Genomic DNA, 21,594 nt, shown 5'->3' on the forward strand with positions numbered 1-21,594 from the left:
AAATCTCTGTGCAGCGACTTCGGCCCGTTGAGCCGCGATCAGCGCGTGGCGGAGCTGGGCTCGGAGATCGCCACGTTGAACGCGCCGTGACGAGAGAGGTTGGCATGTCGCAGACCGAAGGTGCACGACTGTTCCGAGAGACCTGGATCGCAGGGGTGCACCAGCACTTCCCCGGAGAGCCCAAGCCCGGGTACGTCACTCCGTGGGACGACACGCCGCAGTGGGAGCGCGAGGCCGCAGGCTCCGTCTACGAGCAAGTACGCCAGCTCATCGAGGTCAGCGGCGGTCACACATCGAGGCTGTCCCGCGAGCAGAAGAGCCGCTTCGTCGCGACCTGCTGGACGGTGCAGATGTTCAAGCACTTCGAAGACCCGAAACCGGGCTACGTGGCCGACTGGCCTGACCTTCCGGCATGGCAGCAGGAGACCGACGCCGACATCTTCGAGGCGATCGAGAAGGCGTTGAGCTGAGCAGGAGCCCAACGTGCCCCCGGGGCCCACGGCGCCCGGCGCGTCGTCACCGAGCTGAGCCCGAGCCGCCACGCGTGTGGCCTCGGGCTCGTTCGGGATGAGCCACGGCTGGTCCGGAGTGTGGCACGGACGCCGGAGTGGAAGCACTGTTGACTGCGCTTCGCCTGCGCGCAGCCTGAACACGCCTGTTCGGTTGAGCGGTGATGCGCCAGGTCAGGACCTCGGCGGGGCGCTCGGCGCTGTCGAGTTCCCGCTGGGCGCCGACCTCGGTGAGGAGGCGCCGGGGGTTGTGGCCGGCCGCCTCGGCGCGGGCGAGCATGGTTGTCAGGGCAGCCCATGCGGGATCGGCGAGGACCCGGTCGGCGTCGTCGGGCAGGGCCGCGCGAAGGTCCTGCTCGAATCGGTTGGCGGTTGCGGCGCGTGGTGCGCGGCGGGCGAGGTCTGACAGGACCGGCTCGGCCGCCTGCTGGTAGCCCGTCTGCAGGTGGCGGAAGGATTCCTCGGCTGCCGCCGCCTGCTGCTGGTGGCCGCGTTGCTCGTGCCACTTGGCGGCGGCGCGGGCCACGTGCAGGGTCGCGAAGAGCACCGCAATGGCGAGCCCGCCCGGGTCATTGGGGGCGTAGGCGAGTTCCTTGGCGGCTTTTCGAAGGGCGTTGGCGGCCTGGTGGTCGGCGCGGACGCTGGAGCGGCGGGCACGGTTGAATGCCGTCGCTGCCGCCTGTAGTTCGTCGTGGTGCGGGCTGGAGGTGGCGGTGGCGATGTTGTAGAGGGTGTCGCCGAATGCAGCGAGGTATCCCTGGGCGGTGGCCTCGTCACCGGAGTTGAGGACTTTGCGGGCTGTGTCCAGTGCGGTGGCGGTGTGGCGCCACGGTTGGGCGGAGTCCGCCACATGCGTGGTGCGGTCGGCGATGTCCTGAGTGGGGAGTCGTTCGCGGAGGCGGTTGATGGACAGGTCGGGGGCGAGCTTGGAGCCGCCGTACCGGACGGGCTCGCCTGCTGCGTTGGTGTCGCCAGGGGCGGCGAGGCTGTAGCCGATCACTTCGCCGGTCTCGGGGCCGAGCCGGGTCTTGACCTTGATTCCCAGGGACTGCAGCACGGTGAAGTAGTCGGTTTCAGTGCTTACCGCGGCGGCGACCGCGTATGCCTGTTCGCGCAGCCACCGGCGGGCGGCGACCTGCTGGCCCGGGCGCTGGGCTTTGGCGCGTTCGGCGCCGGTGGGGGTGCGTGGTGCAGTGTGGTCGCCGGGTTTCAGGCGGCGCAGCCCGTATTCGGCTTCGATTTCTCGGCATTCGGCTTGGGCTCGCTGGCCGTCGCGGCGGGTGCGGGGGCGGCGGCCGTCGGCGCGGATGGTGGTGGCGAGGATGTGGATGTGGTCGTCGGCGTGCCGTACGGCGATCCACCGGCATGCCTTCTCGTCGCCGTCGGGGGCGATGCCGGTGGTGTGAACGATGCGGCGGGCGACTTCGGCCCACTCGGTGTCGGTGAGGTAGCGGTCGCCGGGTGCGGTGCGGACTGGGCAGTGCCAGACGTGCTGGGGTGGCTTCTTGCCGCCCAGTTCGCGGGTGCGGAGGTCGACGTGGTGGTCGAGGCGCTTGGCGAGCTGTGTGTAGGTGGCGTCCGGGTTGCGGCCGGGGTCGGGGGCGCCGGCCATGTCCCAGGCGGCGACGATGTGCGGGTTGGTGTGCTCGTCGCGGCGGCCGGGGCCGAAGAGGTAGGTGATCAGGCCACGGGTGTCGGAGCCGGTGGAGACGTCAGGCACCATGAGGGAGACCTTCCGCCAGGAGCTGGTCCATCAGCCGGTAACTGTGCTCGGCGGCCTGGTCGACGCGGTCGAGTACGAGTTCAGCGTGGTCAGGGATTGTGCCCCGGTGGATGGCTCCGGTGATCTGGTTGAGGTTGCGGCCTACTCGGTTCAACGCCACGGTGTGCTCCTCGATGGCCTCGACGAGCGGGCGGACAGGGTCGTCCTCCGGGCTGCCGACGAGGCCCCTGCCGAGCGCGACGGCGAGCGCGGCGTCGCCGACGAACCCAGCGAACTTCTGACCACGCTGCTCGGCCGCCTGGGCGATGACGCGGACCGCGGTCGGGGTGAAGCGGATGTTCTTGACCTGGTCGCGCGTCTCCCGGGTGCGCTTGCGGTTCAGCAGGGCGGGCAGCGCTGGGTCGTCCAGTTCGCGCCAGGAAGGCTGCTCGACCGGTACTTGCGTCTCGACGCGTGGCTCGGCGTACGGGACAGCGGCGGCCGCGTGTGCGGCGGTCGCCCCTACCCCCGGCTCGGGCGCCCCCTGGCGCCCGGCCTCCTCCTCCGCCGCCGCCCCTGGGGCGGGGGGAAGCGCGGACGAAGCCTCGTTAGAGGCTCGTTCGCTCCAGCTTGCTGCTGTTCGACGGGCCAGGCCGAACAAGCCCTTGCGGCGGTGGGAGCGGGCGTTGCCCGCTTTGTTGTCGTGCATGGTGGTGCTCCGACTGTGTGTGTGGGGCAGGACTTCGTCACGTCCGTCGCATCCGTCCCGTGGCTGGTCAGAACAGGTACGGATGGGTGCGCAGGTACGGATGACTCCGTCCCGGCCGGGAAGTCCGTCCCTGCGCTGACCTGCACCGGGACGGATGCGACGCACTGATACGGACCCAGGGGGAAGTGGTCAGCGGGTGCGTGTGGGGCCGGCGGCGGCGCCGGGCGGGCCGACAGGCAGTGACCTGGTGAGGGGGGAGGGCGGCTTGCCCTGGGTGGGAGGTGCGGGCGCGTTCTCGTGCCCTGCTGCGGGGGTCGGCTGGGCGGGTTCGGGGCAGTAGCGGGCCCAGGCGTCGAGGAATTGGTTGCGCATGTACGCCTTGGCCTGGCGGCCCTGCTCGAAGCGGTAGTTGGCCGGGCGGATATCGAAGTCCCTGAGCAGCGCCGACAGGTGGTAGGCGTTGAGCCCTTTGGTGCCGTAGTCCGGCCACGGCGATTCGGCGTCCGCCAGGAGGGCGGCGAGCAGGTCCTGTGTGCGCAGGGCCTCTCTGTTGTCCTCCTGTTCGAAGACACGGCGGATGTCGCGCAGCAGCCGCGTCTTCAGGGTCGTCTGCTCGTCCTGGACGGCCTCGTGCCCGGTCATCGCCCGGCAGGCGGCGCGGGCGCTGTCGGGCCAGTGGCCGCCGGCCAGGTCGGCGACGATGACCAGCGGCTCCCACGTGTCTGCGGCGCGGTCCTCGACCGGCATGCTCGGCACCAGACCGGCGGCCGCGCGGTGGAGCGGGCCCAGCCAGGCGGTCAGCCGGTCGCGCAGCGCGTTCAGTTCGGGCACGGAGTACCGCGAGCGGAACTGGGCGATCCGCTCGCCGGGCTTGCGCTTCTGCATACGGAGGACGACCGCCCGGTCCATGATCGTGTCGGGAAGGTCGCCGATCCCGGCCAACGCGGCCATCGCGAAGGTCGGGAACGCCGTCGGCTTGTGTTCGGGGCCGGAGATCCGCCAGGCGGGCCGGTTGCGCTGGTGTCCGGCGTTGAGCAGGCCGCGCAGGTCCTCCTTGTCGCCCGCCTTGGGGCCGAAGATGGTGTCGGCCTCGTCTACCAGTAGCGTCGGTGGTTTCTTGCCGATGACGCGGAAGACCACCGAGGGGGAGGTGTTCACCGTCATCATCGGCTGATGCACGGTCTCGTGGAGCACATCCAGGACGCGCGACTTGCCACAGCCCTTGGTCGGCCCCACCACCGCCAGACGCGGCGCGTGCTGCAGCGCGGGCTGGGTGTGGGAGGCCGCCACCCACAACGTCACTGCCGTCAGCGCTTCGGGGCTCGGTAGTACGACGTACTTGCCGACTGCCGCCCGCAGGTCATCCAGCAGTCCCGCTCCTTCGTCGGTCTCCCGGTCCCCAGCAGCCGGCGCTGCACCGCCGGTCCCCGGGGCAGTCCCGGTAGGAGGGTCCCCGACCTTTGCGCCACGGTCCCCTGCCACTACACGGCGGAGCCGGTCCCCGACTGCGTCCCCGCTCTGGGGACCGTCCCCGTCCCCGGGGTCCATCTTGACCGCGCTGACCTGCGCATCATCCCCGGGCGGTGGGGATATCTGGTCGGCGGACAGGGCCTCGGTCCCCGCCATCTCAGGGGACCAGTCCCCGTCCCCTGGCACGTGGGGACCGACCTGTTCTCGGGGACCGGTCCCGGCGTGATCGGCCTGGCCCCCGGGACGGTCCCCAGCCCGGTCAGATTCGCTTGGCAGTGACATCTGGCCGGGGACCGCCACCGGAGGCCAGGCGTCCTTGAGCCGTGACGCCAGACTGTCCGATGCACGTGAAGTATGTGAGGACGTAGAGTCCGTCATAGACGTTCCTCTCCCGGTGGAGCGGGCTGGGCTAGAGCCCGCTCCACCGACTTGACGTTCAGGTATGGGCGACGAGTTGGGGGATCCTCGGCCCTCGGCGGTTGTTCGCCGGGGGCCGCTGCCGTATCCGGCGCAGTCGGCGTGTCACGACGCCAGGCCCCACTCATCCCGGCCTTCGGTCAGCGCGCGCTCGTAGCGCAGCAGCTCGGCCTCGGGGTACAGCACCCTCTTGCCGACCTTGATGCCGCGCGGCCCCTTCTTGATCTGGCGCCAGTAGCGGACGGTGCTCTCGGCGGTGCGGTAGCGCTCGGCTACCTCGGAGGTCGTCAGGTATCGCATACGTTCCGTTTCGGCTAGGTGGCGATTCGATCCGCATAAGTAGTACGACGATCGCCGGTCAACCAAAACGGATAGTGTGTGTTTCAATTGGGATAGCGAGTGTCGTGATGGAGGACCGATGACAGGCGACAGGACGGGCGGCGGCGAAGTGCCGCTGCTCTACAGCGAGGGGAACGCGGCTGCGCGCGTGGCCCTGGAGCGTGAGGTCAGGGGGTGGAGTACGACCGAGCTGGCGGACCGAGTGACCGGGGCCGGCGTGAAGATGAACCAGACGGCGATTTGGCGCATCGAGAACGGCTCCCCTCGTCGGCGCATCAACCTCGATGAAGCCCTCGCCTTCGCGCGTGTCTTCGAGTTGCCCCTCGAGGAGTTGATGGCCCCGCCCCTGGAGGGTCTCGACGTCGACGGCCGACGGCTCGTACAGGAGGCCGTCGAGGCGTTCTACGAGGCGCGCGAGGCGCAGGACCGCCTGCATCATGCCGTCACGGGCATCGCCGACCACATCCAGACCCACCCGGACAGCGCTCGCGCCATCCACGAGCAGGCCCTCCGCCTCATGGGCGATGAACGCGACGCCCGCGCCCTCAGCGAGGACATCGAGGGCGGCGGCTACTACCGATAACCGAGCCAGAGGCGAAGTCACTTGGCCAACGTTCAGAAGCGCCCCAACGGCAGGTGGCGGGCGCGCTACCGAGACCTCGACGGCAAGGAGCACGCCCGGCACTTCGACCGCAAGCTCGATGCCCAACGCTGGCTCGATGAGGTCACGACGAGCATCGTCACCGGCCAGTACGTCGATCCACGCGCCGGGCGGACGTCGTTCGAGAAGTACGCGAGGCGGTGGGAGGAGTCGCTGATCGCAGGCGAGGCGGCCGAGCGCATCACCGACAACGCGCTGAGGCTGCACCTCGTCCCGGCGCTGGGCTCCCGCGCCATGGCAGCGATACGTCGCAACGACATACAGGTGCTCTTCAAGAGCCTGTCCGAACAGCTCGGCCCCGGCAGCGTGCGCAACGTCTACGACGTCCTCGTGCGCGTCATGACCGCGGCTGTCGAGGACAAGGTCATAGCCGCCAGCCCGTGCCGCCGGATCACCCTCCCGCCCATGGCGGAAGAGGAGGTCGCCCCGCCCACGGTCGATCAGGTCGAGGCCATGTCTCGCGTCATGCCGCCGTACCTGCGGGCGGCCATCGTGACGCTCGCCGGCTCCGGGTTGCGCGTTGGCGAGCTGCTGGGACTCAAGGTGTCGGACGTCGACTTCAAGGCGGGCGGTCTTCGCGTCGAGCGTCAGCGCCTGCAGTCCCGGAAGATCGGCCCGCCCAAGACAGCGAAGTCCCGGCGCACCGTTCCCGTCGGCGAGGTCGTCACCGACGCGCTCCTGGCGCACCTCGCCGCGCGTCCGTCCAAGGAGTGGTTGTTCACCATGGAGGAGGGTGAACCGCTCAAGTACACCCGCTGGAAGACGGAGTGGAACTGCGCTCGCAGGACGCTGCAAGCGGAGGAGGACGAGGCGGCCGAGCGAGCGGGGCGCAAGTCCGTCGAGCTACCGCACATGGTGACCCACGACCTGCGGCACTTCTACGCCTCCGCGCTCATAGCCGGCGGAGCCAGCGTCAAGCAGGTGCAGCTCGTACTCGGCCACGCGTCCGCTGTCATCACGCTGCGGATCTACGCGCACCTGTGGCCGGGCGAAGAAGACCGCACCCGATCCGTCATGGACGCCGTGCTCGGCGGCCTGCGGACCGGGTGCGGACAGGATGACCAAACGATCAAGGAAATCGCAGGTCAAAAGGCTTGATCGAAGATCAACCCTTCTTGGTCTCCCAGAAGATCTCGTCGATGCGAGCGATGTGGTCGAGCGCCTTCTGCCCGGTGGCCGGGTCGGAGGAGCCCTTGGCCGCCGAGAGGGCCTTCAGCGTGTCGTTGACCAGCTGGTGCAGCTCCGGGTACTTCTCGAAGTGCGGCGGCTTGAAGTAGTCGCTCCACAGCACCGAGACGTGGTGCTTGGCCAGCTCCGCGCGCTGCTCCTTGATGACGATGGCGCGGGCGCGGAACTGCGGGTCCTCGTTGGCCTGGTACTTCTCCTGGACGGCCTTGACCGACTCGGCCTCGATACGGGCCTGTGCCGGGTCGTAGACACCGCAGGGAAGGTCGCAGTGCGCGCTGACCTCCACCTTCGGGGCGAACAGGCGGGAAAGCATAGTGCAGTCCTTCCTCGTGATCGTCTTCTCACGTGCGACATTACTCCTTGCGGGCCCGCATTTCGTGGACGGGCCCGGGTGATGAGGACCAAAGTCCGAGGCCGTTTCGGCTCGGGCGCCGCGGGAGACTCGGAGGGCCGGTGCGGGTGCTGGGCAGGTTCGGGCTGGCCGAGGTGTACAACCCGTCGATGCTGCCGACGCTGCGCCCCGGGGACCGGCTGCTCCTCCGGTACGACGTGCCGGTGCGTGCCGGGCATGTCGTGGTGGTGCGCCACCCGTTCCAGCGCGACCTGCTGATCGTGAAGCGGGCGGTGCGGCACGGGGCGGACGGCTGGTGGGTGCGGGGCGACAACCCGTACGCGGGCAACGACAGCCGCGAGTTCGGGGCCGTGCCCGACGAGCTGGTGATGGCCAGAGCGGCGCTGCGGCTGCGCCCCCCACGGGAGCTTCAGTCCTCGCCGGTTGCGGTGCTGCGCTGGGCGCTGGGGGCGGTACGGATGCTGCCGCGCCGTTTGCGTGCCCGGTAGGCGGCGACGTTGGCCCGGGTCGCGCACCGGTCCGAGCAGTAGCGCCGGGAGCGGTTCGTCGAGGTGTCCAGGTAGGCGTTGCGGCAGGAGCCGGACTCGCAGACGCCCAGGCGCTCGACGCCGAGGTCGGTCAGGCTGAAGGCGAGCCCCATGCAGGCGATGGCCGCGTAGCCGGCTCCGGCGTTGGCCGGGGACTCGGCGAGGTGCATGTGCCACTTCGGGTTGCCCACGTCGTCGCGGAACTCGTGGCCGGCGATCTGCGGACTCGCGGGGTACTCCATCAGCAGAGCGTTCAGCAGGTCGACCGCCCGTACCTCGTCGCCCTCGGCCGCGGCGACGAAGACGGCGCGCAGTCGGGTGCGGACCGCACGCAGCCGCGCCACGTCGGACTCGCCCGCCTTCCTCGCGGCCTGCCTGCTCTCACCGAAGAGTTCCCGGACGGCGTCGACGGTGGTCAGCGCGTCCTGGGAGCGGGCGGGCTGCTCGGTGTTGACCAGGCGGACGGCGAAATCTGCGTAATAGGTCAGTTCCACTTGTGATCCTTACGTGCCCGGGGCTAGGCTCGGTCGCGAAAGAGAGGTAAGGGTCGTTTTCGAAACGAGTCTATTACTGGCGTACAAGGGGAGAGCGTGATGACCGAGGCCGTGCGACGGACGGACGGGGCAGCCGGGGGGCACTTCCGCAGCCTCCAGCGGAGCTGGGACCGGCAGCAGGAGTGGTACCTGCCCGACCGCGAGGAGCGGTTCCGCGTCATGCTCGACACCGTCGAGGCCCTGGTCGGCGACGAGCCCCGGGTGCTCGACCTGGCCTGCGGCACCGGCAGCATCTCCGACCGGGTCCTGACCCGCTTCCCGGGTGCGCGCACCACCGGTGTCGACCTCGACCCGGCGCTGCTGACCATCGCGCGCGGGTACTTCGCCGAGGACCGGCGGGCGGAGTTCGTCTCCGCCGACCTGCGCGACGCGCGCTGGACGGAGTCGCTGCCGCACCGTTCCTACGACGCCGTGCTCACCGCGACGGCCCTGCACTGGCTGCGCACCGAGGAGCACGGGGAACTGCACGGCCGACTCGCCGGGGTGCTCGGGGAGGGCGGGGTCTTCCTCAACGCCGACCACATGCCCGACGCCGGAACGCCGCGGATCGACGAGGCGCTGCACGCCTTCGACAAGGAGCGCCGCAGCCGGGAGAAGGCCGCGGGTACCCAGGACTGGGTCGACTGGTGGCAGCAGCTCGCCGCCGACCCGGTGATGGCCGACGCGGTCACCGAGCGCTACCGCATCTTCGGCGACCCGGCCCGGGGTGACCACAGCGACGGGCAGACCCAGCCGGTCGGGTGGCACGTGCGGTCGCTGCGGGAGGCCGGCTTCGCCGAGGCCCGCGCGATCTGGGCCTCCCCGCAGGACGCGATGGTCCTCGGGCTGCGCTGAACGCGCCCTGTTTGCCGGCCGGAACGCGCGGCCCGTGGCGCCGCCCTCCGCGCTGGGCGGCGCCACGAGGCGGTCAGCGCCGGGCGACGCCCTCGGCGCGGGCCGCGGCGGCCACCGCGGCGGTCACCGCGGGGGCGACCCGCTCGTCGAACGGCGAGGGGATCACCTTGTCCGCGCTCAGCTCGTCGGCCACCACGGCGGCCAGCGCCTCGGCGGCGGCGATCTTCATCCCCTCGGTGATCCGCGAGGCCCTGACCTGGAGCGCGCCGGCGAAGATGCCGGGGAAGGCCAGCACGTTGTTGATCTGGTTCGGGTAGTCGCTCCGGCCGGTGGCGACCACCGCGGCGTGCTTGCGCGCCACCTCGGGGTCGATCTCCGGCGTCGGGTTGGCCATGGCGAAGACGAACGCGCCGGGAGCCATCCGCGAGACCGCCGCGTCGGCCACGGTGCCGCCGCTGACGCCGATGAACACGTCCGCCCCGTCCATCGCGGACTCCAGCGAGCCGCTGAGCCCCGTCTTGTTGGTGAATCCGGCCAGCTGGCGCTTGACGTCGGTGAGGTCCCCGCGGTCCGCGGAGACGATGCCCTTGCGGTCGCCGACCGCCACGTCCCCGATGCCGGCCTCGACCAGGATCCGGGCGATCGCCACGCCGGCCGCCCCCGCCCCGGAGATCACCGCGCGCAGCTCGCCGAGCGACCGCCCGGAGAGCAGGGCGGCGTTGCGCAGCGCGGCCAGCGTGACCACGGCGGTGCCGTGCTGGTCGTCGTGGAAGATCGGGATGTCGAGCCGCTCCTGGAGCCTGCGCTCGATCTCGAAGCAGCGCGGGGCGGAGATGTCCTCCAGGTTGATGCCGCCGAAGGACGGCGCCATCCGGACCACGGTCTCGACGATCTCGTCGGTGTCCTGGGTGCTCAGTGCGATCGGGACGGCGTCCACCCCGCCGAACTGCTTGAAGAGGATGGCCTTGCCCTCCATCACCGGGAGGGAGGCCTCCGGGCCGATGTCGCCCAGGCCGAGGACCGCGCTGCCGTCCGTCACGACGGCGACCACCTGCGACTTCCAGGTGTAGTCATGGACCAGCTCCGGCCGGTCCGCGATCGCGCTGCACACCTTGGCCACCCCTGGCGTGTAGGCCAGGGACAGGTCTTCCTCGTTCCGGACGGGGACGGTCGAACGGACCGCCATCTTGCCGCCCCGGTGGAGGGCGAAGGCCGGATCCAGGGCCTCCTCGTCCAGTTCGCTCTGCGGATTGACGATCTCCGCTGCCACTTTTTTGACCCCTTATTCGTGTGTATGCCGAGGGTTACCGCTGCCTGGTTGCGGAGCGGGCGGGCACCGCGTTCGCTGGTCTGCCGGCGGATGGCCACCGGCAGGGGCAGGTTCGAACGCCGGGCGCGCCGCACACGCGCCCTGTGTCCCCGGGTGAGGGGTGTAACTGACCTTTGTACCGGATGGTGGCCGCCGCGTACGAGTCGCTTTCGCCACCTCGTGCGACGGCAGGCCGGCAGGCGCGTCCGGGCACCCGGGCCGGGCCGCGCGGATCGCCGGTGCGCCGCTCCCGGGCGCCGGGCCGGGGGCAGGCCGGGCGACAGGCCGCGAAGGCAGGGCGACCAAGCTCTCGCAGCCGCCGCAAGCGGGGTGCCGAACGGCGCTCTTCGGTCGCCGGATGTTCGTTCAGCGTTCTCCGTTATCCGATTTTGACATCGTTGACGCCCTGAGAAGGGGTGTCCGGATGGCAGGATTCCCCCATTACACAGGGTCGCGACACTCGAAGGCGCGTGCTTGACCCACCGGCCGGCCCCGCATCCGCAGGAGGACCCACCATGACCGCACGTACCACCCGCCGTCCGTCTGCTCGTCGCCGGCTGGGCGCAGCCGGAACCGTGGCGGTCGCGGGCGCGCTGCTGTTGACCGCCTGTGGCGACCAGACCGACGGCGGGGGCGACGAGGACACGAAGGAGTCGGCGAGCTCCGACGCGCCGCTCTTCGACCAGCTGCCGAAGAAGATCCAGGACGCCGGCGTCATCAAGGTGGGCTCGGACATCGCCTACGCGCCGGTCGAGTTCATGGACGAGAACAACGAGGTCGCGGGCATCGACCCGGACATCGCCGACGCCATGGGCGAGCAGCTCGGCGTGGAGTTCGCGTTCGAGAACGGCACCTTCGACGGCCTCGTCCTGGGCATGAACTCCGGCCGCCACGACATCATCATGTCGGCGATGACCGACACCAAGGACCGCCAGGAGGGACGCGACGACGGCAAGAAGGTCGGTGACGGCGCGGACTTCGTCAACTACTTCCAGGCCGGCTCGGCGATCCTGGTCCAGAAGGGCAACCCGGAGGACCTCCAGGGCCTGGACGACCTCTGCGGCCGGACGATCGCGCTCCAGCGGGGGACCGCCAACGAGGACCTGGCCAAGGCGCAGAACGAGGAGTGCGACGAGCCGATCGAGGTACTCCCCTTCGACAAGGACTCCGACGCGCTGACCCAGCTCAAGCAGGGCCGCGCGGTCGCCGACATCAACGACTACCCGGTGGCGGCGTACAACGCGAAGACCGCGGGCGGCGGCGGGGACTTCGAGGTCGTCGGCGAGCAGATCGACGCCGCGCCGTACGGGATCGCGGTGAACAAGGAGAACACCGAACTGCGGGACGCGCTCCAGGCCGCGCTCCAGGCGATCATCGACAACGGCGAGTACGAGAAGGTGCTGGCAAAGTGGAACTCCGAGGACGGGGCCGTCGAGGAGGCCACCGTCAACGCCGGCACCTGACGCGGACCGGTACCCGAAACCGGCCGGAGCAGTCCCGGTCGTGCAGCGACCGCAACGCCGGGCCCGCCTCCCCTCAGCAAAGGTAGTTCTCCGTGTCCGATCCCCGCGACCCTCGCGACAGCCACGCGCCCGAGGACCGGGTCCCGCTGCCGGCCTCCCTCCGCAAGGGGGCGGCTGGCGGCGGGAAGCTCCCGCCCGAGGCCATCAAGGCGATCCCGGTCCGGCACTACGGGCGGTGGGCGGGTGCCGCGGTGGTCCTCGCCCTCCTCGCCGTGCTCGTACTCGCCTTCGTCAACGGCGACTTCACCTGGGGGACCGTGGGTGAGTACCTCACCTTCGAGACGATCCTGAAGGGCGCCGCCAACACCCTGTGGATCACCCTGCTGTCCATGGTCATCGGTGTGGCCCTCGGCACGGTGCTGGCGGTGATGCGGCTGTCGAGGAACCCGGTGCTCAGCACCGTCTCCTGGGGCTACATCTGGTTCTTCCGCGGTACGCCGGTGCTGGTGCAGCTCTTCCTCTGGTACAACCTCGCCTACCTCTTCCCGATCCTGAACCTCGGGTTCTACCGGGACGAGATGACGGACGTGATGACGCCGTTCCTGGCGGCGCTGCTCGGCCTCGGGCTGAACGAGGCCGCCTACATGGCGGAGATCAGCCGGGCCGGCATCCAGTCGGTCGACGAGGGGCAGACCGAGGCGGCGCACGCGCTGGGCATGTCCAGCTCCCGCACGATGCGCCGTATCGTGCTGCCGCAGGCCATGCGGGTGATCATCCCGCCGACCGGCAACGAGTTCATCAACATGCTCAAGACCTCGTCGCTGGCGTACGCGATCACCTTCGGGGAGCTGATGAACGCCTCGGTGACCATCTACTCCAGAAACCTGGCCGTCATGGAGCTGCTGCTGGTGGCGACCATCTGGTATCTGATCCTCACCACGGTGTTCAGCATCGGCCAGTACTACCTGGAGCGGCACTTCGCCCGCGGTGCGTCCCGGAACCTGCCGCCGACGCCGCTCCAGAAGATCCGGGCGCAGGTGCTCTCGCTGCGCAACCCGAGCAAGGTCGGAGGGAAGGTCGTATGACCCCCATGGTGAAGGCGGAGGCCGTCCACAAGTCCTTCGGCCACGTCGAGGTGCTGAAGGGCATCGACCTGGAGGTGGCGCCGCGCGAGGTGTTCTGCCTGGTCGGACCGTCCGGCTCGGGCAAGTCGACCTTCCTGCGGTGCATCAACCACCTGGAGCAGATCAACGCGGGCCGGCTCTCGGTGGACGGCCGTCTGGTCGGCTACCGGGAGAAGGGCGACCGGCTCTACGAGCTGAAGGACCGTGAGGTCGCCGAGCAGCGCAAGGACATCGGCATGGTGTTCCAGCGCTTCAACCTCTTCCCCCACATGACCGCGGTCGAGAACGTCATGGAGGCGCCGGTCCAGGTCAAGCGCGAGGCGCGCTCGGCGGCCAGGGAGCGCGCGGCGAAGCTGCTCGACCGGGTCGGGCTGGGGGGCAAGAAGAACAGCTACCCCGCCCAGCTCTCCGGCGGCCAGCAGCAGCGGGTGGCGATCGCCCGGGCGCTGGCCATGGAGCCCAAGCTGATGCTCTTCGACGAGCCGACCTCCGCACTCGACCCCGAGCTGGTGGGCGAGGTGCTGGACGTGATGCGGGACCTCGCGGAGTCCGGGATGACGATGATCGTCGTCACCCACGAGATGGGCTTCGCCCGCGAGGTCGGCGACTCCCTCGTCTTCATGGACGACGGCGTGGTCGTCGAGTCGGGGAGCCCGCGCGAGGTGCTGGGCAACCCGCAGCACGAGCGCACCCGGGGCTTCCTCTCCAAGGTGCTCTAGCGCCCCTCGCCCGGTGCGGGGGCGTTCGCGGGCCGAGCGGATACCGGCGGGTAACCGCGGCGCGTGTCACAGCGCGGCGCGGTTCCCCCCGGCGGACGGGCGGCGTAGCTTGAGGATCATGTTTGCTGCCTACGCCGCCCGCATCGACCGGGAAGAGCCGCTGAACGGACTGGAGCTGGGGGAACGGCCGGAGCCGGACGTACCGCCCGGCTGGATGACGGTGGACGTCAGGGCCGCCTCGCTGAACCACCACGACCTGTGGTCGCTGCGCGGCATCGGCCTGGGCGAGGAGTCGCTGCCGATGATCCTGGGCTGCGACGCGGCCGGAGTGGACGCCGACGGCAACGAGGTGGTGCTCTACTCCGTCGTCGGGCAGACCGGCCACGGCGTCGGCCCGCGCGAGCGTCCGTCGATCCTCACCGAGAAGTACCAGGGCACCTTCGCCGAGCGGGTGGCCGTGCCGCAGTGGAACGTGCTCCCCAAGCCCCCCGAGCTGTCCTTCGCGGAGGCCGCCTGCCTGCCCACCGCCTGGCTCACCGCCTACCGGATGCTGTTCACCAAGGCCGGCGTGCGGCCGGGGGACAGCGTGCTGGTGCAGGGTGCGGGTGGCGGCGTCGCCACCGCGGCGATCGTGCTGGGCGCGGCGGCCGGCCTGCGCGTCTTCGCGACCAGCCGGGACGCGGCCAAGCGGGCGCGGGCGCGGGAACTGGGCGCCGAGGGCGTGTTCGAGAGCGGGGAGCGGCTTCCGCACCGGGTGGACGCGGTCGTCGAGACGGTGGGCGCCGCCACCTGGTCGCACTCGCTGAAGTCGCTCAAGCCGGGCGGGACCCTGGTGCTCTCCGGAGCCACCAGCGGTCCGAACCCTCCGGCCACCGAGTTGAACCGGATCTTCTTCCTGGAACTCAACGTGGTCGGCGCGACCATGGGGACGAAGGAGGAGCTGGCCGGACTGCTGAGCCTGTGCGCGGCCAAGGGTGTCCGGCCGGTCATCGACTCCACACTGCCGCTCGACCGGGCGCGCGAGGGCTTCGCGCGGATGGCCGGGGGAAGCCTCTTCGGCAAGGTCGTCCTCACCGTCTGAGCCGGACGGCCTGAGCCGGGCCGGGACCGAGTCAGCCGCGTCCCCGGGCGGCCCGGCCGGAGGCGGCCGCCCGGGGACGCGGCACCCGGCGCGTCAGCCGTGCGGCGGGCGCAGCACGGCACCGGCCCGCGCGGCGGCCGTGCCCAGCAGGGTGCGGACCTCCCGCAACTGCTCCCGGGTGACGCCGCCGTCCCGCGCCGCGTCCCGGAGGTCGTCCCGGAACCGGTCGAGCAGCCGCTCCAGCTCCCGTGCCCCGTCCTGCGGCTCCTCGGCGGGCTCGGCGGCCCACGCGGGCACCTCGGACGCCGCTGCGGCCGGGTCGTCGTGCGCGGCCCCGGTGTCCGTCGCTCCGGTCCGCGCGGCGCCCTCGGCGCCGTCCTCGGTCGCGGAGGGAGGGGCGGGCCGGAAGTGCGGCGGCCAGACGCCGGCCTGGCCGGTGAGTCGTCCGAGGGTGCCCATCTCCTTGGCGAGTTCGGCCATGCCCTCGCGCACCGCTCCCTGCCAGTCGCCCGCCTGGGCGCGGGACTGGACCTGTTCCTGCACCTGCCGCGCGATGCGCCGCACTTCTTCCTGGGCCGCCTCCTGCGCCTCGCGCTGTGCACGCTCCTGCGCCCGTGCGGCGTCCTTCCTGGCCTGCTCGGCGCGGCGGCTCTCGTCCCTGGCGTGCTGGGCCTGCTCCCGCCACTGCTGCTTCGCCCGGCGCATCTCCTCCTTGGCCTTGCGCCAGGAGTCCCGGTCGCCCCACGGGACGCCTTCCCAGCCGGGACCGCCCCAGCCCGTTCCGGGGCGGGCGTGCTCCTCCCCGGTGCCGCAGCCGTCCGCGGGCCCGGAGGAGCCGTCGTCGGCGCGCTGGGCGGTCTCGCGCATCTCCTCGCGCATCTCCTTGCGCAACTCGTCGGCGGAGCCCCGGACGTTCTCCCGGATCTCGGTGGCGAGGGCGGCCAGCGACCGGTGGATCTCCTGCTCCAGCGCGGTCAGTTCCTCCTGGCGACGGGCGAGCTCCGCGCGGCCCTCCTCGGTGATCGAGTAGACCTTGCGGCCGCCCTCGGTGGTGTGGTCGACCAGCCCCTCGGCGGCGAGCTTCGCCAGCCGCGGGTAGACGGTGCCGGCGGAGGGCGCGTACAGACCCTGGAAACGCTCCTCCAGGAGCCTGATCACCTCGTATCCGTGGCGCGGTGCCTCGTCGAGGAGGGTGAGAAGGTACAGCCGCAGGCGGCCGTGGGCGAAGACCGGAGGCATGTCAGACGTCCTTACGCAGCGAAGTGGCTTCGGCCGGGGCGGTGGTCCCGTCCGGTGCCGGAGGCCTGCGCAGCAGGGCGACCGCTCCGGAGACGGTGGTGGCCCGCAGGCTGCCGCTGCCCGGTCCGAGGCTGCCGGTGAGGCGGTTGGCGCCCCACCGGCGGTGGCGCCGGAGGCCGTCGAAGGCGCAGGACACCGCCCCGCCGGTGGTGTTGACCTCGACGGTCGTGTCGGCGGGTTCGGGGATCCGGACCGCGAGGTCCCCCGAGACGCTGTTCAGGGTGAGAGCGGTGGGCGGTCCGGCGGGGGACGACGCGTCCGGTGCCGCGAGGTCGACGACCATGCTGCCGCTGACCGAGTTGCCGCTGACCGCCGGGCCGCCGTCGACGACCGTCAGATCGCCGGAGACGGAGGTGAAGCGGAGCGTCCCGGTGACGCCCTGGGCCTCCACGCTGCCCGAGACGGTGTCCGTCCGCACCGGGCCGGCGAGGCCGACGAGGGTGGTGTCGCCGGTGACCCCGCGTACCCGGGTGCCGCCCTCGACGCCGGAGACCACCGTCGCCGCGGCGACCGAGCCGACCGCCACCTCGGTGCCCGCCGGGACGGCGAGGGTGAGGTCGACGCTGCGAGACGGCCGGCCGTGGTCCAGCCACTCCCGGAAGCCCTGCCACCCGAGGTCCTCGTAGGCCACGGTGAGAGCGCCGTCCGCCAGGGTGACCCGCAGCGGCGGCCCCTTGATCGCGGTCACCTCCAGCCGGGCGCCGGTGCCGGCGGCGGGATCGGTGCCGACGATGTTGACCGTGCCGCTCACCACCCGGACCTCCAGGTGGGTGACGGGGTCGAAGTCGAGTTCCTGCGGCTCCCCGACGGGCCATTCGGACCTGTTGGGCACAACGGCCTCCCGATCGTTCGCGCGCCCCCGCTGGGCGCACGACACTGTGTATCGCGTTCCCTGAACACGATACATCGCGAGTGGGGTCCGTCAAAGAGCCCGGGACGGCCGTTCCGGGCCGGTGCCGCGGCACCGGCCCGGCGGTTCACTCCTCGTCCTCGTCCTCCAGGCGGGCCAGCCAGGTCGCCAGCCGCTCCACCGGCACCTCGAAGTCGGGGTTGAGGTCCACGAAGGCGCGCAACTGCTCGGCCAGCCAGGCGAGGGACACCTCCTCCTCTCCGCGCCGGTTCTCCAGTTCCTCGATACCGCGGTCGGTGAAATACACGGTGCACTCCGTCGGGGGTCTCGTTCGGTGCCGCTCAGGATAAGTCCGGCCCCTGGCTCGCCCGCCGGGGACGGCGTCGGGCCCCCGCCGGAAGAGGGTTCCGGCGGGGGCCCGGGGCCGTCAGGACGTCACGTCGGGTCACGTGCGTCGGGTCGGGGCGGTCAGAGGTCGAAGACCTCGCTGATCAGCCCCTGCTGCTCGGCCTGGTGGCGCTTGGCCGAACCGACCGCCGGCGAGGAGGACGACGGACGCGAGACCCGGCGCAGCCGGTCCGCGTTCGGCACCGGCTCCGAACCGATGATCAGGTCCAGGTGGTCCACCAGGTTCAGGGCGATGAACGGCCACGCGCCCTGGTTCGCCGGCTCCTCCTGGGCCCAGACGAACTTCTCGGCACCGCCGTACTTGGCCATCTCGGCCTGGATCTCCTTGCTGGGCAGCGGGTAGAGCCGCTCCAGCCGGACGATCGCGGTGTCCTTGAGCCCGCGCTTGACCCGCTCGGCGTCCAAGTCGTAGTAGACCTTGCCGGAGCAGAAGACCACCTTGCGGATCTGCGAGGGCTCCACCTCGCCGGACTCGACGAGCGCGTCGCCGATGACCGGCCGGAAGCCGCCGGTGGTGAACTCGTCCACCGTGGACGCCGCGGCCTTGAGCCGGAGCATCGACTTCGGGGTGAAGACGATCAGCGGCTTGTGGTGCGGGTTGTGCACCTGCCAGCGCAGCAGGTGGAAGTAGTTCGACGGCAGCGACGGCGCGGCCACGGTCATGCTGTTCTGCGCGCACAGCTGGAGGAAGCGCTCGATCCGGGCCGAGGAGTGGTCCGGGCCCTGGCCCTCGTAGCCGTGCGGCAGGAGCAGGGTGACCCCGGAGGTCTGGTCCCACTTCTGCTCGGCGGAGGAGATGAACTCGTCCACGACCGTCTGCGCACCGTTGACGAAGTCGCCGAACTGCGCCTCCCACATCACCAGCGCCTCGGGGCGGGCCAGCGAGTAGCCGTACTCGAAGCCCATCGCCGCGTACTCGCTGAGCAGCGAGTCGTAGACGTTGTAGCGGGCCTGGTCGTCGGAGAGGTACAGCAGCGGGGTGTAGTCGTTGCCGGTGTCCTGGTCGATGAGCACCGCGTGCCGCTGCCCGAAGGTGCCGCGCCGGGAGTCCTGGCCGGCGAGCCGCACCGGGGTGCCCTCCATCAGCAGCGAGCCGACCGCGAGGGTCTCGCCCATGCCCCAGTCGATGGTGCCGTCCTCGATCATCGCGGCCCGGCGCTGCAACTGCGGCAGCAGACGCGGGTGCACGGTGATCCGGTCGGGGATGTTCACCTGCGACTCGGCGATCCGCTTGACGACCTCCTGGCTCACCGCGGTGTCCAGGGCGACCGGGAACTCCGCGGTCGGGGCCGGCACCTCGGCGGGTGTCGGGGCGACCGTCACCTCGCGGACCTCGGTGAACACCTTCTCCAGCTGCCCCTGGAAGTCCTGGAGCGCCTGCTCCGCCTCCTCCATGGTGATGTCACCGCGACCGATCAGCGACTCGGTGTAGAGCTTGCGCACCGAGCGCTTCTTGTCGATCAGGTTGTACATCCGGGGCTGGGTGAAGGACGGGTTGTCCGTCTCGTTGTGGCCGCGGCGGCGGTAGCAGACGAGGTCGATCACGACGTCCTTGTTGAACGCCTGGCGGAACTCGAAGGCCAGCCGGGCGACACGCACCACGGCTTCGGGGTCGTCGCCGTTGACGTGGAAGATCGGGGCCTCGATCATCCGCGCCACGTCGGTGGAGTACATCGACGAGCGCGCCGACTCGGGGGCCGCCGTGAACCCGACCTGGTTGTTGATCACGATGTGCACGGTGCCGCCGGTGCGGTAGCCGCGCAGCTGGGACATGTTCAGCGTCTCCGCCACCACGCCCTGGCCCGCGAACGCCGCGTCGCCGTGCAACTGGAGCGGGAGCACCGTGAAGTCGGTGCCGCCCTTGCCGATGATGTCCTGCTTCGCCCGCGCCACGCCCTCGACGACCGGGTCGACGGCCTCCAGGTGCGAGGGGTTGGCGGTGAGCGAGACCTTGATCTGCTCGCCGTCCAGCCCGGTGAAGGTGCCCTCGGCGCCCAGGTGGTACTTCACGTCGCCGGAGCCGTGCATCGACTTCGGGTCGAGGTTGCCCTCGAACTCCCGGAAGATCTGCGCGTACGACTTGCCGACGATGTTGGCCAGCACGTTCAGCCGGCCGCGGTGCGCCATCCCGATGACGACCTCGTCCAGCCGGGACTCGGCGGCGGAGTCGATGACCGCGTCCAGCAGCGGGATCACCGACTCGCTGCCCTCCAGCGAGAAGCGCTTCTGGCCGACGTACTTCGTCTGCAGGAAGGTTTCGAAGGCCTCGGCGGAGTTCAGCCGGCGCAGGATGCGCAGCTGCTCCTCGCGCTCCGGGTTGGAGTGCGGACGCTCCACCCGGTCCTGGATCCAGCGACGCTGCTTGGGGTCCTGGATGTGCATGTACTCGATGCCGGTGGTGCGGCAGTACGAGTCGCGCAGCACGCCGAGGATGTCCCGCAGCTTCAGCATCGACTTGCCGGCGAAGCCGCCGACCGCGAACTCCCGCTCCAGGTCCCACAGGGTGAGGCCGTGCGAGGCGATGTCCAGGTCGGGGTGCTTGCGCTGCTTGTACTCCAGCGGGTCCGTGTCGGCCATGACGTGGCCGCGGACCCGGTAGGAGTGGATCAGGTCGAAGACCCGGGCGGCCTTGGTGACCTCGTCGTCGTGGCTGACGTCGATGTCCTGGTTCCAGCGCACCGGCTCGTAGGGGATGCGCAGGGCTTCGAAGATCTCGTCGTAGAAGCCGTTCGCGCCGAGCAGGAGCTGGTGCATCCGGCGCAGGAACTCGCCGGACGCCGCGCCCTGGATGACCCGGTGGTCGTAGGTGCTGGTCAGCGTCATGACCTTGGCGATGCCGAGCTTGTTCAGGGTGTCCTGCGAGGTGCCCTGGAACTCCGCCGGGTACTCCATCGCGCCGACGCCGACGATCAGGCCCTGGCCGGGCATCAGCCGCGGCACCGAGTGCACGGTGCCGATCCCGCCCGGGTTGGTGAGCGAGGCGGTGACACCGGAGAAGTCGTCCATCGTCAGCTTGCCGTTGCGGGCCCGCCGGACGATGTCCTCGTAGGCCTGCCAGAACTCGAAGAAGCTGAGGGTCTCGGCTTTCTTGATCGCCGCGACGACGAGCTGCCGGTCACCGTTGGACTTCACCAGGTCGATCGCCAGGCCCAGGTTCACGTGGTCCGGCTTGACCAGCGTCGGCTTGCCGTCCTTCTCCGTGAACGAGTGGTTCATCGTCGGCATGGCCTTCAGCGCCTGCACCATGGCGTAGCCGATGAGGTGCGTGAAGGAGACCTTGCCGCCGCGGGCGCGCTTGAGGTGGTTGTTGATGACGATGCGGTTGTCGAACAGCAGCTTCACCGGGACCGCGCGCACCGAGGTGGCGGTGGGCAGCTCCAGCGAGGCGTTCATGTTCTTGGCCACCGCGGCACCCGGGCCGCGCAGCGCCACGTACTCCGGCCCCGCGTCCGTGGCTTCCGCGTCCGTCTGCTTCGCGGGCGCCTCGGCCTGCGCCGGCTTCGGCTTGGCCTTGGCGGGCGCGGTCTGCGGGGCGGGCTCCGGCTTCGGAGCGGCCTTCGCGGCGGGCTTGGGCTGCGGCTTCGCCGGCGCTGCGGCGGGCTTGCCGGCCTCCGGCTGCTCGGCGAGGGACCGCGGAACAGCCTCGGCGCCGGACTCCGCGGGCGCCTCCGGCGCGGCCGTGCCGGTTCGCGGCGCAGCCCGCCCGGGGGAACCCGTCGACTCCGCGGCGGGCATCGGCGGCGCGGCGCTCGTTGTCTCCCCGGGCTTGTAGTCGGCGAAGAAATCCCACCAGGCCCGGTCTACCGAGTTCGGGTCCTGGAGGTACTGCTGGTAGATCTCGTCGACGAGCCACTCATTGGGTCCGAAGCCGGCCGCGGGAGTGCTCCCTTGGCCGTCCTGGTCTGCAGAGACGCTCGAGGTGTTCGGGGACTGTGACGACACGGCGGCAACCGCCCTCTTCCGCTTCACATGGTGGTGGACAGCGGGAATAAAGGCTACGCCCCCCAAGCCGTTCATTGCAGTCCGCACCCGCTTGTCGTCGCGCAAGTCACATCCAAGCGGGTGTTTCAGCACACAGT

20 protein-coding genes are annotated in these 21,594 nt (G+C 70.7%); 9 read left to right on the top strand and 11 right to left on the bottom strand.

All coding sequences use genetic code 11. From position 1 onward, the window contains the following. Positions 1 to 104 precede the first annotated feature (104 nt). On the top strand, positions 105 to 470 hold the full coding sequence (locus H300_RS0113700) for a hypothetical protein (RefSeq protein WP_028427888.1): 366 nt from the start codon (positions 105 to 107) through the stop codon (positions 468 to 470). A 46-nt stretch (positions 471 to 516) separates the two neighbouring features. Here the strand turns inward: H300_RS0113700 and H300_RS26770 are convergent, their stop codons facing one another. The 4 genes from H300_RS26770 to H300_RS0113725 all read right to left on the bottom strand — a co-directional run bounded on the left by H300_RS26770 (position 517) and on the right by H300_RS0113725 (position 5,107). Beyond that, positions 517 to 2,232, bottom strand: coding sequence for a relaxase/mobilization nuclease domain-containing protein (locus H300_RS26770; protein ID WP_051270026.1), 1,716 nt, complete (start codon positions 2,230 to 2,232; stop codon positions 517 to 519). Further along, complete coding sequence (locus H300_RS32385; RefSeq protein ID WP_028427889.1) at positions 2,222 to 2,920, bottom strand: hypothetical protein; 699 nt, start codon at positions 2,918 to 2,920, stop codon at positions 2,222 to 2,224. Before H300_RS32385 ends, H300_RS26770 begins: the two co-directional genes overlap by 11 nt. A 189-nt stretch (positions 2,921 to 3,109) precedes the next feature. After that, positions 3,110 to 4,468: a DUF3631 domain-containing protein gene (locus H300_RS0113715; RefSeq protein WP_078515982.1), complete on the bottom strand. Its 1,359-nt coding sequence runs from the start codon at positions 4,466 to 4,468 to the stop codon at positions 3,110 to 3,112. Between the two features lie 444 nt (positions 4,469 to 4,912). Beyond that, on the bottom strand, positions 4,913 to 5,107 hold the full coding sequence (locus tag H300_RS0113725; protein ID WP_028427891.1) for a helix-turn-helix domain-containing protein: 195 nt from the start codon (positions 5,105 to 5,107) through the stop codon (positions 4,913 to 4,915). Positions 5,108 to 5,225: 118 nt separating this feature from the next. On the opposite strand from H300_RS0113725, the gene H300_RS0113730 reads away from it, so the two are divergent. Then, complete coding sequence (locus H300_RS0113730) at positions 5,226 to 5,729, top strand: helix-turn-helix domain-containing protein (protein WP_028427892.1); 504 nt, start codon at positions 5,226 to 5,228, stop codon at positions 5,727 to 5,729. 21 nt (positions 5,730 to 5,750) lie between these two features. Next, entirely contained in the window at positions 5,751 to 6,905 is a 1,155-nt protein-coding gene (locus tag H300_RS0113735) for a site-specific integrase (RefSeq protein WP_028427893.1), read from the top strand. Between the two features lie 7 nt (positions 6,906 to 6,912). Here the strand turns inward: H300_RS0113735 and sodN are convergent, their stop codons facing one another. Beyond that, positions 6,913 to 7,308, bottom strand: a complete 396-nt coding sequence (gene sodN / locus H300_RS0113740) for a superoxide dismutase, Ni (protein WP_028427894.1) — start codon at positions 7,306 to 7,308, stop codon at positions 6,913 to 6,915. A 140-nt stretch (positions 7,309 to 7,448) separates the two neighbouring features. Here sodN and sodX point away from each other — a divergent pair, with 140 nt between their 5' ends. After that, complete coding sequence (gene sodX / locus H300_RS0113745) at positions 7,449 to 7,835, top strand: nickel-type superoxide dismutase maturation protease (RefSeq protein ID WP_028427895.1); 387 nt, start codon at positions 7,449 to 7,451, stop codon at positions 7,833 to 7,835. Here the strand turns inward: sodX and H300_RS0113750 are convergent. Next, positions 7,757 to 8,368 (bottom strand): CGNR zinc finger domain-containing protein, encoded by a 612-nt coding sequence (locus H300_RS0113750; RefSeq protein WP_028427896.1) that lies wholly within the window; start codon positions 8,366 to 8,368, stop codon positions 7,757 to 7,759. The two genes, sodX and H300_RS0113750, sit on opposite strands and share 79 nt — an antisense overlap. 99 nt (positions 8,369 to 8,467) lie before the next feature. Here H300_RS0113750 and H300_RS0113755 point away from each other — a divergent pair, with 99 nt between their 5' ends. Then, positions 8,468 to 9,262 carry a class I SAM-dependent methyltransferase gene (locus H300_RS0113755; RefSeq protein ID WP_051270027.1) on the top strand — a complete coding sequence of 265 codons (795 nt, stop codon included), beginning with the start codon at positions 8,468 to 8,470 and terminating at the stop codon, positions 9,260 to 9,262. A gap of 73 nt (positions 9,263 to 9,335) precedes the next feature. Here the strand turns inward: H300_RS0113755 and H300_RS0113760 are convergent, their stop codons facing one another. After that, entirely contained in the window at positions 9,336 to 10,532 is a 1,197-nt protein-coding gene (locus tag H300_RS0113760; protein ID WP_028427898.1) for an NAD(P)-dependent malic enzyme, read from the bottom strand. 554 nt (positions 10,533 to 11,086) lie between these two features. Between H300_RS0113760 and H300_RS0113765 the strand changes: the two genes are divergently transcribed. From H300_RS0113765 to H300_RS0113780, 4 genes are all read left to right on the top strand, one after another. After that, positions 11,087 to 12,034 (top strand): ABC transporter substrate-binding protein, encoded by a 948-nt coding sequence (locus H300_RS0113765; RefSeq protein ID WP_028427899.1) that lies wholly within the window; start codon positions 11,087 to 11,089, stop codon positions 12,032 to 12,034. 92 nt (positions 12,035 to 12,126) lie between these two features. After that, complete coding sequence (locus H300_RS26775) at positions 12,127 to 13,119, top strand: amino acid ABC transporter permease (RefSeq protein ID WP_078515974.1); 993 nt, start codon at positions 12,127 to 12,129, stop codon at positions 13,117 to 13,119. Beyond that, positions 13,116 to 13,877 (top strand): amino acid ABC transporter ATP-binding protein, encoded by a 762-nt coding sequence (locus H300_RS0113775; RefSeq protein WP_028427900.1) that lies wholly within the window; start codon positions 13,116 to 13,118, stop codon positions 13,875 to 13,877. Before H300_RS26775 ends, H300_RS0113775 begins: the two co-directional genes overlap by 4 nt. 118 nt (positions 13,878 to 13,995) lie before the next feature. After that, positions 13,996 to 14,958 (top strand): zinc-binding dehydrogenase, encoded by a 963-nt coding sequence (locus H300_RS0113780; RefSeq protein WP_028427901.1) that lies wholly within the window; start codon positions 13,996 to 13,998, stop codon positions 14,956 to 14,958. A 93-nt stretch (positions 14,959 to 15,051) separates the two neighbouring features. On the opposite strand, the gene H300_RS0113785 is transcribed toward H300_RS0113780, so the two are convergent. The 4 genes from H300_RS0113785 to H300_RS0113800 all read right to left on the bottom strand — a co-directional run bounded on the left by H300_RS0113785 (position 15,052) and on the right by H300_RS0113800 (position 21,457). Continuing rightward, positions 15,052 to 16,197: a PadR family transcriptional regulator gene (locus tag H300_RS0113785; RefSeq protein WP_028427902.1), complete on the bottom strand. Its 1,146-nt coding sequence runs from the start codon at positions 16,195 to 16,197 to the stop codon at positions 15,052 to 15,054. A gap of 1 nt (position 16,198) precedes the next feature. Beyond that, positions 16,199 to 17,089, bottom strand: a complete 891-nt coding sequence (locus H300_RS0113790; RefSeq protein ID WP_037980242.1) for a hypothetical protein — start codon at positions 17,087 to 17,089, stop codon at positions 16,199 to 16,201. Positions 17,090 to 17,234: 145 nt separating this feature from the next. Continuing rightward, complete coding sequence (locus tag H300_RS0113795) at positions 17,235 to 17,414, bottom strand: DUF6104 family protein (RefSeq protein WP_028427904.1); 180 nt, start codon at positions 17,412 to 17,414, stop codon at positions 17,235 to 17,237. 161 nt (positions 17,415 to 17,575) lie between these two features. After that, complete coding sequence (locus tag H300_RS0113800; protein ID WP_028427905.1) at positions 17,576 to 21,457, bottom strand: multifunctional oxoglutarate decarboxylase/oxoglutarate dehydrogenase thiamine pyrophosphate-binding subunit/dihydrolipoyllysine-residue succinyltransferase subunit; 3,882 nt, start codon at positions 21,455 to 21,457, stop codon at positions 17,576 to 17,578. Positions 21,458 to 21,594 lie beyond the last annotated feature (137 nt).

It is taken from the genome of Streptomyces sp. TAA040 (assembly GCF_000424845.1).

What these genes read in the sequence shown, in the direction of transcription:
- H300_RS0113765 (WP_028427899.1), top strand. Translation starts at nt 11,087, where the DNA reads ATGACCGCACGTACCACCCGCCGTCCGTCTGCTCGTCGCCGGCTGGGC.
- H300_RS26770 (WP_051270026.1), bottom strand. Translation starts at nt 2,232, where the DNA reads ATGGTGCCTGACGTCTCCACCGGCTCCGACACCCGTGGCCTGATCACC.
- H300_RS0113715 (WP_078515982.1), bottom strand. Translation starts at nt 4,468, where the DNA reads ATGGACCCCGGGGACGGGGACGGTCCCCAGAGCGGGGACGCAGTCGGG.
- H300_RS32385 (WP_028427889.1), bottom strand. Translation starts at nt 2,920, where the DNA reads ATGCACGACAACAAAGCGGGCAACGCCCGCTCCCACCGCCGCAAGGGC.
- H300_RS0113780 (WP_028427901.1), top strand. Translation starts at nt 13,996, where the DNA reads ATGTTTGCTGCCTACGCCGCCCGCATCGACCGGGAAGAGCCGCTGAAC.
- H300_RS0113785 (WP_028427902.1), bottom strand. Translation starts at nt 16,197, where the DNA reads ATGCCTCCGGTCTTCGCCCACGGCCGCCTGCGGCTGTACCTTCTCACC.
- H300_RS0113725 (WP_028427891.1), bottom strand. Translation starts at nt 5,107, where the DNA reads ATGCGATACCTGACGACCTCCGAGGTAGCCGAGCGCTACCGCACCGCC.
- H300_RS0113755 (WP_051270027.1), top strand. Translation starts at nt 8,468, where the DNA reads ATGACCGAGGCCGTGCGACGGACGGACGGGGCAGCCGGGGGGCACTTC.
- H300_RS0113775 (WP_028427900.1), top strand. Translation starts at nt 13,116, where the DNA reads ATGACCCCCATGGTGAAGGCGGAGGCCGTCCACAAGTCCTTCGGCCAC.
- H300_RS0113700 (WP_028427888.1), top strand. Translation starts at nt 105, where the DNA reads ATGTCGCAGACCGAAGGTGCACGACTGTTCCGAGAGACCTGGATCGCA.
- H300_RS0113730 (WP_028427892.1), top strand. Translation starts at nt 5,226, where the DNA reads ATGACAGGCGACAGGACGGGCGGCGGCGAAGTGCCGCTGCTCTACAGC.
- sodN (WP_028427894.1), bottom strand. Translation starts at nt 7,308, where the DNA reads ATGCTTTCCCGCCTGTTCGCCCCGAAGGTGGAGGTCAGCGCGCACTGC.